The 13,846-nt window shown below is 38.8% G+C and carries 12 protein-coding genes and 1 riboswitch; of the genes, 1 reads left to right on the forward strand and 11 read right to left on the reverse strand.

Annotated elements, in window-relative coordinates:
• Positions 1–51 precede the first annotated feature (51 nt).
• The 5 genes from CRO15_RS13360 to CRO15_RS13380 all read right to left on the reverse strand — a co-directional run bounded on the left by CRO15_RS13360 (position 52) and on the right by CRO15_RS13380 (position 3,763).
• Positions 52–1,299 carry a sulfate adenylyltransferase subunit 1 gene (locus CRO15_RS13360; protein ID WP_097046351.1) on the reverse strand — a complete coding sequence of 416 codons (1,248 nt, stop codon included), beginning with the start codon at positions 1,297–1,299 and terminating at the stop codon, positions 52–54.
• A gap of 6 nt (positions 1,300–1,305) precedes the next feature.
• Positions 1,306–2,286 (reverse strand): sulfate adenylyltransferase subunit CysD, encoded by a 981-nt coding sequence (cysD, locus tag CRO15_RS13365; protein WP_417935213.1) that lies wholly within the window; start codon positions 2,284–2,286, stop codon positions 1,306–1,308.
• Complete coding sequence (locus CRO15_RS13370) at positions 2,268–2,891, reverse strand: phosphoadenosine phosphosulfate reductase domain-containing protein (protein WP_097046352.1); 624 nt, start codon at positions 2,889–2,891, stop codon at positions 2,268–2,270. The genes cysD and CRO15_RS13370 overlap by 19 nt, the downstream gene beginning before the upstream one ends.
• A gap of 11 nt (positions 2,892–2,902) precedes the next feature.
• Positions 2,903–3,166, reverse strand: coding sequence for a DUF2061 domain-containing protein (locus CRO15_RS13375; RefSeq protein ID WP_097046353.1), 264 nt, complete (start codon positions 3,164–3,166; stop codon positions 2,903–2,905).
• 183 nt (positions 3,167–3,349) lie between these two features.
• Positions 3,350–3,763, reverse strand: a complete 414-nt coding sequence (locus CRO15_RS13380) for an RrF2 family transcriptional regulator (RefSeq protein WP_097046354.1) — start codon at positions 3,761–3,763, stop codon at positions 3,350–3,352.
• 85 nt (positions 3,764–3,848) lie between these two features.
• Between CRO15_RS13380 and CRO15_RS13385 the strand changes: the two genes are divergently transcribed.
• Positions 3,849–4,427: a hypothetical protein gene (locus tag CRO15_RS13385; RefSeq protein ID WP_097046355.1), complete on the forward strand. Its 579-nt coding sequence runs from the start codon at positions 3,849–3,851 to the stop codon at positions 4,425–4,427.
• Positions 4,428–4,436: 9 nt separating this feature from the next.
• Here CRO15_RS13385 and CRO15_RS13390 read toward each other — a convergent pair whose 3' ends face one another.
• The 6 genes from CRO15_RS13390 to CRO15_RS13415 all read right to left on the reverse strand — a co-directional run bounded on the left by CRO15_RS13390 (position 4,437) and on the right by CRO15_RS13415 (position 13,846).
• The gene (locus tag CRO15_RS13390) at positions 4,437–5,606 is read right to left on the reverse strand and encodes a trans-sulfuration enzyme family protein (protein WP_097046631.1); all 1,170 of its coding nucleotides are present in this window, start codon (positions 5,604–5,606) and stop codon (positions 4,437–4,439) included.
• A gap of 38 nt (positions 5,607–5,644) precedes the next feature.
• Positions 5,645–5,959: a GIY-YIG nuclease family protein gene (locus tag CRO15_RS13395; protein WP_097046632.1), complete on the reverse strand. Its 315-nt coding sequence runs from the start codon at positions 5,957–5,959 to the stop codon at positions 5,645–5,647.
• Positions 5,960–6,037: 78 nt separating this feature from the next.
• Positions 6,038–9,427 carry a bifunctional aspartate kinase/homoserine dehydrogenase I gene (gene thrA, locus CRO15_RS13400; protein ID WP_097046356.1) on the reverse strand — a complete coding sequence of 1,130 codons (3,390 nt, stop codon included), beginning with the start codon at positions 9,425–9,427 and terminating at the stop codon, positions 6,038–6,040.
• Between the two features lie 96 nt (positions 9,428–9,523).
• Entirely contained in the window at positions 9,524–10,801 is a 1,278-nt protein-coding gene (locus tag CRO15_RS13405) for an O-acetylhomoserine aminocarboxypropyltransferase/cysteine synthase family protein (RefSeq protein WP_097046357.1), read from the reverse strand.
• A gap of 120 nt (positions 10,802–10,921) precedes the next feature.
• A riboswitch (SAM riboswitch) is annotated at positions 10,922–11,029 on the reverse strand.
• Between the two features lie 218 nt (positions 11,030–11,247).
• Positions 11,248–11,913, reverse strand: a complete 666-nt coding sequence (locus tag CRO15_RS13410; RefSeq protein WP_097046358.1) for a class I SAM-dependent methyltransferase — start codon at positions 11,911–11,913, stop codon at positions 11,248–11,250.
• 1 nt (position 11,914) lies between these two features.
• A complete protein-coding gene (locus CRO15_RS13415; protein WP_207763892.1) occupies positions 11,915–13,846 on the reverse strand; it encodes a CocE/NonD family hydrolase in 1,932 nt (643 codons plus the stop codon).

Consider the following 13,846-nt stretch of genomic DNA (forward strand, 5'->3'; position numbering starts at 1 on the left):
TAGATTTTATTTACAACTAATTATCACCTCTTTTATTGGTGTTGTTTCCTTTTAGTTTATGAAACCAACACCTGCGGTGGTATGTGTTCTACTATCAATAATTATAAAGGAACCGTTTGTACGATGGTCTTTGAACTGATCGTAAAAAATAGGTTTGTTCAGTTTCAATCTCACTTTGGCAATATCATTCATTTGTAAGGTTGAAACGTTTTCTTCAATCCCTGAATAATCTGGGTTTACTTTGTGCTCAATGGCATCAACTTTTGCCAATACTTTATTCACCCCATGTTGTACCACATATTTGCCTCCAGTGATTAAACTATCGGAATCCATCCAAGAAACTGTTGCCGTAAGTTGCTTATCAATTATGGGTAAATCTTCAGCTTTTACCAACATATCTCCTCGACTTACATTGACTTCATCTTCCAAAGTAATAGTCACGGAGGACCTTCTTGGCGCTGTTTGGTATTCTTTATCGTAAAAATAAATATTCTTAATCTTACTTCTGGTCATTGATGGTAGCACTACAACTTCGTCTCCAACACTAAGTTCACCACCATATACTTTTCCAGCAAATCCACGAAAATCATGGAATTCTTCAGTTTTTGGTCGAACCACATATTGCACAGGGAACCTTGGAGTTCCTACATTGGACACTGCGGCCAAATCTAAACTTTCCAAGTGTTCCAGTATGGTCTCGCCATTGTACCACGGTGTATTTTTGGATTTCTCTACGACGTTGTCTCCCTTCAATGCACTAATGGGGATAAAAGTGATTTTTTGATCCGCGTAATCCCGCTTGCTCATCAATTCCTCAAAGTCAGCTTTTATAGCATTGTATTTTTCCTCCGAAAAATCTACCAAATCCATTTTATTCACAGCAACAATCACCTCTTTAACGCGAAGTAGATTGTTGATAAAAAAGTGACGATTTGTTTGCTCAATCACGCCCTTTCTAGCGTCAATCAATATAATTGCGGCTTGAGAAGTAGACGCTCCCGTAACCATATTTCTGGTATATTCCACATGACCAGGGGTGTCTGCTATAATGTAGCTTTTCTTTGCTGTTGAAAAGTAGATATGGGCAACGTCAATCGTAATTCCTTGTTCTCTTTCAGCTACCAAACCGTCAGTCGCTAAGGAAAAATCTAGGTAATCGTATCCTTTTTGCTTGCTGGTCCTTTCAATAGCCTCCAATTTATCATCGGTCAACGATTTTGTATCATATAACAATCGTCCAATCAAGGTACTTTTACCATCATCCACGCTACCTGCTGTAGCAATTTTCAATACTTCCATAATCTTTTAAAAATATCCTTGTTGTTTACGTTTTTCCATTGCTGCTTCAGAACGTTTGTCATCTATCCTTGCTCCACGTTCCGAAATTTTTGATTCCCTGATTTCGGCCACCACTTTTTCGATAGTATCGGCATATGATGCTACTGCAGCGGTACATGACATATCACCTACGGTACGAAAACGAACCATCCGTTCTTCAACAACCTCGTCATCTGCCCTAAACACAACACCATCTTCCGCGGACCAAATCAACCCATCTCTTAAAAAGATGTTTCTCTTATGTGCAAAGTAAATGGAGGGGATCTCAATATTTTCTTTTTCAATGTAACTCCAAACATCCAACTCTGTCCAGTTGCTGATTGGGAAAACTCGGACATTTTGGCCCATCTCAATTTCACCGTTCAACATATCGAACAACTCTGGGCGTTGGTTTTTCTCATCCCATTGACCGAAATCGTCACGAACTGAAAAAATACGTTCCTTGGCTCTTGCCTTTTCTTCATCTCTACGTGCTCCACCAATACAGGCATCAAACTTGAATTCTTCAATAGCATCCAACAAAGTAGTGGTCTGCAACATATTTCTACTAGCATATTTTCCAGTTTCCTCAACCACTTTCCCTTGATCTATAGAATCCTGAACGTTTCTCACAATAAGTTCAACTCCAAGTTCTTCTACCAGTTTATCTCTAAATTCAATGGTTTCGGGAAAATTATGACCGGTATCGATATGCATCAACGGAAAAGGAATTTTTGCTGGCCAAAAGGCTTTTTGTGCCAATCTTACCAATGTTATGGAATCCTTTCCGCCTGAAAACAATAAAACAGGTTTTTCAAACTGGGCCGCAACCTCGCGCATGATATAAATGGCCTCATGCTCCAATGCATTAGCCTTTGGTCTTTTTTCCAAGTCCAATAGTTCTGGTTTTAGTATTTCTTCTATAAGTGTGCTCACTGTCTTATTCTCTTTTATGTATGCAATCCACATTCTCGGTTTTCCAAAACCTTGGTGGGGTCAAAATATTTATGTTCGTTGGGTAAATCTCGTTCGTTTAGATAGGCATCCAATTGTGTATCGCTCCAATAGTAAAATGGGCTCACTTTAAGAACACCTTTCTTACCCAAACTCAACACATCCAATGAATCTCTATGTGCGGTTTGTCCCTTACGCAGATTAGTGAACCAAACATCCGGTTTGTGTTCTTCCATAGCCCTTCTAAAAGGCTCCAACTTCACTTGCTCTGTAAAAGTGGCGTGTAACGGGTCATCAATATGAGGAATTCCCATAACAGCATCTCGATGTGATGAAGTCTGCTTGGGCACATATAGTTTGATGTTCAATCCCAAGCGAGAAATCAATTCTTCAGCATGCTTGTACGTATTAGGTGTATTGTATCCTGTATCACACCAAACAACTGGAATATCCCTATCAACATCCGTTACAGCATGAAGAATGGCCACTTCATAAGGACGGAAATTTGTGGTAACCACAGGGGTATTTCCATTTGCAATGGCCCAAGAAATTATCTCTTGGGGATCAATACCCTTGAATTGTTTATTTAAGTTTTCAATATTTTCTTGTGAGAATGCCATAATTGATTAATTTATTTGCCCCAACCTATCTTGTTCCAGATTCTTTCATGAAAAAAATAAAGAATCATTTTGGTTACAAAATCTATGGAAGCTATGGATGCTGCCAAGACAACTTCTTCAACAAAAAAATAGGAGATAATCAGTGTATCTACGGTTCCAATTACTCTCCAGCTAACAGCTTTTGCTATACTACGAAGGGGTTTTTCCGAGTTTTTATCCTTCTCAAAGGATGTCTTGGTATTTTTTGAATTCAGTACTAATTGGTCTGCAATCATTTCGTTTAATTATTTCCCTATCGATTTACTAGGAAATACAAACATACGTGTTTTATTTAATTGGAATCGTTAAAAACCATATAAAATTACCAATACCCTATCGTTTTTATAGATTTTAATAAGTGGAACGAAAAAATTTACAGATTTACTGATCTTAAACCTCAAATAATAAAGAATCTAAACTTATGAGGCTATCAAATCAGCCAATGTATTGTTTCGGTAGACTTCTAGGGCACTATCACGCACTTGAAGCATCAATTTGTTCACCGAGCATTTGTTTTCATCAGGGCAATCTGCGCATTTTTCGTAGAAATTGAGACTTACACAGGGAACCATAGCTATTGGACCTTCCAATACCCGCATAACAGCCGTCATTAAAATATCTTCTGGCTCCTTAATTAAATAATACCCGCCGCCTTTTCCTTTTTTAGATCCCAAAAATCCGTTTCGTCTCAAGGTAAGCAAAATACTTTCCAAAAACTTTTGTGAAATATTCTCGTGTTTGGCTATTTCAGCAATTTGAACAGGCTCCCTACTCTCTAGTGAAGCTAGGTAGGTAAGTGCTTTTAGTCCATATTTGGTCTTCTTGGAGAGCATGCAACGAATATAGAAAATAAAAAACCAACATATATACTATGGAAAATGTTTAATCGTTTTTACACTTAACCCCTTACCTCTTAAAATGAAAAAGAACATTCTATTGTCTATCCTAACCATATTGTTCTTAGCTTGTGATAAAAACGGAGATGGTGACACAGACTCAAAGGAAACATCTTCACTTTTAACAGGAAAATGGGAACTTGTAGAAATCACTTCCGAAGATGGAAGAATTGGGTCAGCTACGTCCACAAGTTCCAGTTATTTTGAAATGTTATTTCACGGGGAGGGGAGTAATTTAGATGTTGTGCTATCTTTTTCTGAAAACCCAAATGCATTTGAAATAATAGGGGAAGGATTCCTTTATGAAAGAATAATTACAGATACCACAGGTGATATTGAGATAAGCGGTGGCAAATTTCTTGAACAGTGGCCATTTGCCTATGATTTTCTGAATCCAGGTAATGGATGGAAGGTTGAAGAAAAAAAATACCTATATCACGATGAAAGAGGAAGTTTGTGGGTTGATCATGGAGCTGAAATTCTGGAATTGAATGAAACCACCTTAAAGCTTAAAATGGACTATAACGAAGATTGGCCCAAAACCGGAGGCTACATTGGTAAGGAAACCAGTACTTTTTATGCCACCTTCAACAAGATTTAAAACACTCCACTAATCTAATGCCTGGTCAATATCAGCAATAATATCATCAATATGTTCCAAGCCAACTGAAATCCGAACAGTTCCATCTGAAATTCCAACAGATTGCCTTTCTTCCATCGTTAATTTACTATGCGTTGTTGATGCCGGATGGGTAACTATACTTCGTGAATCTCCCAAATTGGCTGAAAGTGACAGCATTTTTACCGTATCAAAGAATTTCCTTCCTGCTTCCAGTCCTCCCTTTACTTCAAAAGCGACCACGCAACCGCCAGCTTTCATTTGTTTTTTAGCAATCTCGTATTTGGGATGCGATTTCAAAAATGGATATTTAACCCACGCTATTTTAGGATGACCCTCCAAATAGGTTGCCAATTGCAATGCATTTGCGCAATGCCTATCTACTCTTAATGCCAAAGTCTCCAAGCTTTTGGACAATACCCAAGCATTGAACGGGGAAAGTGCAGGACCGGTAATTCTCGAAAAACGGTAAATCTTATCAATAAGGTCATTATTACCAACGGTGATTCCTGCCAATACACGTCCCTGTCCATCCATTAATTTTGTTCCGGAATGAATGACCAAATGGGCCCCAAACTTAATAGGTTGCTGCAAATAAGGAGAAGCAAAACAGTTATCGATAATAAAGATGAGATTGTGTTTTTTTGCCAGATTTCCCAATATCTCTAAATCCAAAACGTCTACCCCTGGATTGGTCGGGGATTCGGCATAAATAATCTTGGTCTTATTCGTAATCAACTCTTCAACAGTATCCAAATCATTAATATTGAAATAGCTTGTTGTAATGTTCCATTTGGGAAAAAATTGAGTGAACAACGTATGGGTAGAGCCAAAAATGCTTTTACATGAAACGATATGGTCCCCGCTTTCCAATAGGGCGGCAAAAGTGCCATACACTGCTGCCATCCCAGATGCAAATGCAAAACCATTTTCTGCCCCTTCCATTTTGCAGACCTTATCTATAAATTCAGAAGAGTTTGGATTAGAATATCTGGAATAGATATTTCTATCCTTTTCTTCAGCAAAAGAAGCCCGCATGTCCTCTGCATCCTCAAAAACAAAACTTGAGGTCAAATACAGTGGGCTTGAATGCTCCAAGAATTGCGTTCGTTCTATTTGCGTGCGAATCGCTTCTGTTTCAAATTGCTTTTTATTGCTCATTTTTTTCTGTTCGGTGGCTGAGCGTAGTCGAAGCCACATTATTCTTTCTCTTTAAAATATCTAAAGTGTGTTTCGTTCTTACATTCGGCTAAATCCTGAAGAATTTCAAACGCCCCATGAATAAGTGCTTCCTTTTTAACTCGAGTCCAACCTTGAATCTGTTTCTCTCTATAAAATGCAGTATCTATCCTCAAGTATTCTTCTACATAAACCAATTTAACAGGCAATCTTTTCTTGGTATGATTTGCTCCTCTTCCATCTTGATGCTCCTGTAATCGTTTGTCCAAATCAATTGTACTACCCGCGTAATAGCTTCCATCTGAACATTCCAATATATAAACATATCCTTTCATGCATACTTCATTGTGGCTTCGACTCCGCTCAGCCACCAAAAACCAATTACAGAAAAAAGTAGCTGAGCGCAGCCAAAGCTATATCTTTTCTGCTATTCTTAAAATATCACCAAAAACTCCTCTGGCGGTAACTGCTGCACCAGCACCAGCACCTTGAATCACCAAAGGGTTTTCCCCATATGATTCCGTATAAATCTCAATAATGGAATCTGAACCACTCACCTGCCCCAACGCACTTTCTTTGGGAACCGAAACCAATTTCACATCCAAAACTCCTTTGTCTTGTTGCAAATCGCCATGCAAATCACCAATATATCGGAGCACATGACCTTCTTCTTGGGATTTCTTGATTTCACCATAAACTCCATCCATGACCTCAACTTGTCCCATGAATTCATCAAAATTCAAAGGCTGCAATTCCTTCGGAATTAGGTTTTCAACTTGGATATCTGAAAACTCGTTCTGCAAATCAAGCTCACGAGCCAAAATCAACAATTTTCTACCCACATCATTTCCCGAAAGGTCCTCACGGGGATCAGGCTCGGTAAATCCTTTTTCCATGGCTTCTTTTACAATAGTGGAAAATGGAATTTCATTTTCTGAAAATGTATTGAAGATATAGCTCAACGAACCAGAGAACACTCCTTTTATTCTGGTAATATTCTCTCCAGAAAGATGCAATAATTTAATGGTATCGATAAGCGGAAGTCCTGCCCCTACATTAGTTTCATAGAGGTATTGTTTTTGGTTCCTCTCAAGCTGCTCCCTGATAGAATTATAATAATCAAACCCTAAAGTGTTTGCAATTTTGTTTGAGGAAACCAAATCAAATCCGTTATCAATAAAATGTTCATAGTTGGACACAAACGTTTCACTGGCCGTATTGTCCACTGCAATCAAATTTTCCAAATGATTTGCCTTGGCATACTCGATTACGTCTTCAATTTGATAAGGAACTCCATTTTGATTCAGGTTCTTTTTCCAATTTTCCGAGATACCTCCAGCGTTCAACAACACTTTTCTGGAGTTGGATACCGCAAAAACTCGAAGGTCAATATCTTTTCTTTTTTCAATACTGACTTTAGAGTCCAGTATTTGGTCGATTAAAGTACCCCCTACATTACCGTGACCGAAAATGGCAAGGTTTACTTTTTTGGCAATTCCAAAAATCTGCCCATGCACCACATTGATCGCTTTATGCAAATCAGATTTTTTCAATACCAAGCTCACATTTTTTCCTGAAACGGTATTGTTAAAGAGCAATGGTACGACTTGGTTTTTGACCAACGCATTAAAGGGTTTGTGAAAAGTGCTCAAATCCATACCAACTATGGAAATAACCGAAACATCATTTGCCACCGTAATTTGGTTAACATCATGGGAGGAATAGTCGGTTTCAAACTCCAAATCGAGTACCTTTTTAGCTTTTTGAGCTTCTTTGGCATCTACCACCAAACCTATTCCCCTTTCAGAAGAACCTTGGGAAATGATTCCGACATTAATATTGTTTTGCCCGAGAGATTTGAAAATCCGAGCATCGATACCTACTTTTCCCAAAAGCCCCCTTCCTTCAAGGTTTATTAGGGCGACATTCTCTAGAACCGACAAGGATTTAATTCCTCCATTGTCTGTTTTCGGGCCAATCAGCGTCCCTTCATTATCATCATTAAAGGTATTGAGAATCCGAAGGGGAATATTTTTCTCAATCAATGGGATAATGGTCTTTGCGTGCAAAATGTTAGCACCAAAATTGGCCAATTCGTTCGCCTCGGCATACGATATAACATCAATGAGCTTCGCATCAGCAACCAAATCAGGATTGGCTGTATAAATACCATTTACATGGGTATAGTTGAGTAATTCGCCCGCATCTAAAAAATTGGCAAGCAATGCTGCAGAATAATTGGTTCCATTTCTTCCAAGGGTAGTGGTCTCCCCCTCACTATTGGATGCAATGAAACCTGTTACAATAGGAACCACATCTGAATCTAGGCCTTTAAAACACCGAATCACATTTTCTTTGGAAACCCCTTCATCTACCTCAGCATTGGTAAAAGCATCATCTGTTTTGATTAACTCTCTTGAATCCAATAATTGAGCCTTGACTCCTAATCCTTTTAGCATTGCGGTCACTGCTTTGCCAGAAATCAACTCCCCATTGGACATAAGTTCATCCTTGGTCTTAGCACTAAAATCCTCTGTCAATGAAACTCCTTTTAGGATTTTTTCTATCGCTTTAAGCTCATTCGCAATAATTGCCGTATCAGACAATCCTTCTTTTTGATAGTCCGAAAAATGTTTTAGCTCTTCATCAAAACCGTCACCTTTAGCTGCTTTTTTAAGCATGGATTCCAACTGATCCGTAGCTTTTCCCCTTGCGGAAAGCACTACAGCAAAATGTTCTTTTTCTTTTGCTTTTTTTGATATGATCTTAAGCACACGGTCAATACCTTCTCCGTTGGCCAGAGATTTACCACCAAACTTTAGGATTTTAATACGCTCCAACTTTCCATTTTTCTGGAATACGGGTTCTAAGAGCTTTTCCAACTGCTCAAACTCCATTAGAAAAGCATCATGACCATGAAGGGATTGTACTTCACCATAGGTAACATTGGTATTGACCAATGCCAATCGCCTGAAAGTTTCCTTGTTTTCCTCGGCGGTAAAGAACAAATCAGAATTAACACCAATAATATGGATTTTAGTATCGCTCTCCTGCAATGCCTTGAATGCTTCATCTCCATTTCTTGTAATGTCGATGGTCCTCAATAGCTGATTCATCAGTTTATAGGCCGATAGCTGGAAACGCTCTTGCAGTTTTTTGCCATGGTGCATTAACCAGCTTTCTACATTGAAAACCTGGAGTTCTTCGTTGGTACTTCTTTTGAATCGCTCTTTGAAAGATTCCGGTGTACGGTAACAAAGCATAGCATGCATGCGGGCATCGTGCACAGGTTGTTTTGAATTCACCAAAAACTGCTCCTGAATCTGGCAATTGGCAATCAACCAATCGGTAGATTTCCAATCTGATGCAACTGGAATCAAATGCTCAGTAATCTTAGGATTCAAAGCAGCCATTTCCCAAGCAATTCCTCCTCCCAAAGATCCTCCAATAATAGCGTGCAAACGGTCAATTTTTAACTGCTGTAATCCTCTAAGAAAGATTTGGGCAATATCTCCGGCGACAAAATCCTTGTAATTATCAATTACAAGACCATCATATCCATTTCCAGGGATGTTAAATGCCAAAATGGTGTATTTATCAGTATCAATACTTTTACTTTTACCAATGATATCTGACCACCAACCTCCATCCCCAGTAACATTGGAGTTACCTGTTAAGGCGTGGTTTACCAAAATTATGGGTGCAGTGTGCAACTCTTTCCCAAAGAGTTGGTAGGACAATTGCAAATCTTGGGCAACACCATTTATAGTAGTAAAATCCTTTATTTCTGTTTTATGGAGCATTCTTTATAATATTGATATCGATTAGAGAAATTCTCTTCATAATATTCCTTCAACAAGCTCAGGATAACATTGCTCGAACTGATAGGTAAAATCAGGTTAATCTATTGCCGCAAATGCTTGTTCCAAATCGGCTTTCAAATCGGATATGTCTTCCAGGCCAACTGACAAACGAATCAAATCCTTAGTAACACCAGCTGACTCCTGCTGGGCATCGTCCAACTGTTGGTGCGTAGTACTTGATGGGTGAATAATCAAAGATTTGGTGTCTCCGATATTTGCCAACAATGAAAATATTTTTGTTGCATCAGTCAATTTTTTAGCAGCTTCAAATCCTCCCTTTACCCCAAAAGTCACTATACCACTTTGTCCTTTAGGAAGGTATTCCTGAGCCAACTCATAATATTTATTGCCCTTTAGGCCCGGATAATTTACCCATGCCACTTCTTCCCGGTTTTGCAACCATTCTGCCAAGGCCAATGCATTTTCACTATGTTGTTTAATTCGTACTGGCAAAGTCTCTAAACCTTGAATAATTTGAAATGCATTAAACGGACTCAACGCTCCACCAAAATCACGAAGTCCTTCCAAAATCAATTTGAATGTAAAAGCAGCTGCTCCCAACGCTTCGCTGTATACCAAGCCATGATATCCTGCCGATGGTTCTGTAAATTCAGGGAAGTTGCCATTGGCCCAATCAAATGTTCCTGCGTCGATGATGGCACCACCAAGTGAATTTCCTTGACCGCCAATATATTTGGTCAATGAATGAATCACCAAGTTTGCACCATGTTCAATAGGGTTTAATAACCCCGGAGTAGCAACAGTGTTATCGACAATAAATGGAACTTTGGCAGCTTTAGCTTCTTTGGAAATTCCTTTAAGGTCCAATACATCCAATTTAGGGTTCCCTAAAGATTCCACAAAGAAAGCTCTTGTATTTTCCTGTACAGCATTGGCAAAATTTGATGGGTCAGAAGCATCAACAAAAGTTGTGGTAATACCTAATCTTGGTAAAGTAACATTCAACAAGTTATAGGTTCCACCGTACAAACTACTCGATGCCACTATGTGATCACCTGCTCTTAAAAGAGTCAATAATCCAGTTGAAATTGCCGCTGTTCCCGAAGCAAAAACAACTGCACCTACCCCACCCTCAATGGCTGCCAGTCTTTCTTGTAAAATTTGATTGGTAGGGTTGTTCAAGCGTGTGTAAATAAAGCCTAATTCGGCTAACGAAAATAGGTTTGCCGCATGGTCTGTATCATTAAACACATAGGAGGTTGACTGATAAATAGGCACGGCTCTGGTTCCACCTGTTTGTGTGGTATCGTGCCCAGCATGCAAAGCATTGGTTGAAAATTTTTGATCACTCATGATTTCTAGTTTTTTAAATTATTAATATCGATAAATTAAAAAGCCAAACCCTGCTCAACCAATGGGTCGATAGGAAAAATCAAAAAGTTATAAGAAAGTGAAACTGAAATAATTCAGTTGTTGTTATCTATTCCCAAATGGGATAGAATTTAGCACCTTCTTGACATTAGGAGTCAAGGGTTGCTAAGGCTTCATAGGGTCTACTCCCTCCACCTTTCTTGATAACTATTCAATACATGTTTGAACTTGTGGGGACAAATATAATAGTAGAATCTTTTAAAATCCTAATGTTTTTGGGAAATTTTGCGAATACCAGCTATTTTTCAAGGATAAGACGGATAGATTTCTCGCCTTGACTTCGACTGCGCTCAGTCTGACAGTTCGAAATGACAGATGATGTGAGATTGTTATTTCAAAATGAGTCCACCGTACCAGCTTTATCAAACTCAAAACATTTTAAACAAGGTAGTAACCAATTGCCCTCCATGATTCGGAGAGTTAATGGACAACAACCGCTTTGCTTCCTTTACTTTTAAGTGGAAGGGTGCTTCGCATAAATCCACCCCGCTTTGCTTTTTCAATCGAGTTCCCTGACCAGCAATGATATTGATATTGGAAACAAAATCACCTTGAGGTAAATGCTCGGTTAGCACTACATATTTAAAATCATAGAGTTTGTCCACGATATTTTTAATTTCCGAATTGGACAGGTGTTGCAATACTTGCCTTAAAATGGCACAATCCGCTATTGGCAAATCATCTTTTGCAATATCCAAACAATGGAATTCCAAATTAGGAATCCGGAATTTCTCTCGGTTGAAGTTTATCAGATCTTCAACAATATCTACTGCTATGTATTTTTTAGCATGAACAACCAGTTCTTTTCCAATATTGAAATCCCCACAACCTAAATCACAAACAGTCAATGGATTTTCAAAGGATTTTAAAAACGCCTGTAGAGCATCTACATAGGGCTCCACCAATTCGGGATGATGTGACCCATCACCCGAATAAAAATCGGAATCATTATCCCCCCATAGCTTGGCCTCATAAATTTGCTCCATTGCCGCTTTGGTAGCCCATGGTTTTTTAGTTTTCTTAGGTGAAGTCATTTCATTTTAAAACCGAAAACTCTATACTTGAGTCCGTAAAAACCGTATGGGTCTGGGTTTTAAAATCTTCTTCATCTGCCTTAAAGATGTTATCCACATAGGTCTGAGGATTCAAATCTATTAAAGGAAACCAAGTGCTTTGCACCTGAATCTGTAGCTTATGCCCTTTTTTGATTGTATGGAAAACGTCTTGCAATTTTATGGTCACATCCGTTTTTTTATTTGGTGTAAACGGCTCTGGGTCTGAAAAACTGTTCCTGAAACGTCCACGAAGTACTTCACTACGCACCATTAAATGATAATTGGACATTTTTAGATGATCCTGCATTTCTTCATTGGTTTCAGTATCCGCAGGGTGTACATCAATAACTTTCACAATCCAATCTGCTGCGGTACCCGTAGTCGCTACTTTTAGCTTTGCTAAAATATCCCCGGCAAGGGTAAGGTCCTCTTCCAACACATTGGTTTCAAAAACAAGTACATCTGATCTGCGTGCAGCGAAACGTTGATCATCTGTCATGTATTTTCTTGGCGTAAATACCGATTTAATGTCCTCAGAATACGGAACTGGTTTTTTGATATCGCTAATAAATTGAATACCTGAGACCTCTTTTTGTTCTGTGCTCAATTCTTGATCTTCTGATAGGAACATAGCCTGTTTTTCCACACCTTGCGGAGGCCATGCATCATATGTTTTCCATTCTTTTCTACCTGAATCAAAAACATAGGCTTCTGGAAGTCCACTTTTTTCACCCCCATCGCCTTTTAAAAAGTGATTGAAGAATTTTGTTTCAATGTTTTCTTGGAAAAACTCCGAAATGGAATCTCCAAAATAGTAATTCCCGACCAAGCTTCTTCCATTTCGTCTTGCCCAACGGCCATGGTCCCAAGGCCCAAATACCATTGTGTTATAACCTTCGGTATGTTTTTCAATATTTTTATAGGTTTCCAAAGGCCCATATAAGTCCTCTGCATCAAACCACCCACCAACAATCATAGTTGCAACATGCGATTTGGACTTGTCCAAGTGCTGAATCAATCCTCTACTTTGCCAAAGTTCATCATAATTGGGGTGCTCCTTTAATTCGTTCCAGAAAAAATCATCAGTTTTTCCATCTGGTCTCATTGTAGGCGTATCCACTGTTTCATATTCAAAAAAGGAATTCAGATTTTTCAAGGGTCCGGCATCCAAAAAGAACTGGTACTGATCATCAGTCTGAATATCTGGTAAGGTGTACCAGGCCGTATCTATAGGTTGATCATTGTTGGGTCTAGGTGTTCCAAAAAGTGAGGTTGCTCTAAAATAGCTCAATAAATAAGCTCCGTTATGATGAAAATCGTCAAAAAAGAAATCTCCAATACAGGCTTGCGGCGAAGATGCTTTTAATGCTGGATGAGCGTCAATTGTTGCGTAGGTGGCATAAAACCCGGGATATGAAATACCCCAAATACCTACGTTGCCATTGTTATTATCAACATTGTTTACCAACCACTCAATAGTATCATAAGTATCTGAACTTTCATCTACATCTTGATCAGAAGTCTTATTTGGGATGTAGGCTCGCATATTCTCATAATGCCCCTCGCTCAACCATCTACCTCGAACATCTTGATATACAACAATGTTTCCTTCCTTCATTAAATGAACGTTGGGCCCAATTTGTTTTCTAAAGTTTACCTCACCATAGGGTCTTGAGCTATAGGGCGTACGTTGCATTAAAATGGGATATTCCTTTGAGGTGTCTTTTGGGGAATAAATGGTGGTGTGCAGCTTAACACCATCTCTCATTTCAATATCCACTTCTTGCTTGTTGTAATTATCAGCTACATAGGTGTCCTCTTGCTGAACCTCTTTTTTGACAGTTTTTTTACAGGCTGAGATTGCCAATGTTAAAACAAACATTAGCATTATGGGACGAAGTATTCTTTTCAT

It is taken from the genome of Flagellimonas pacifica, assembly GCF_900215465.1.
GTDB classification, from domain to species: domain Bacteria; phylum Bacteroidota; class Bacteroidia; order Flavobacteriales; family Flavobacteriaceae; genus Flagellimonas; species Flagellimonas pacifica.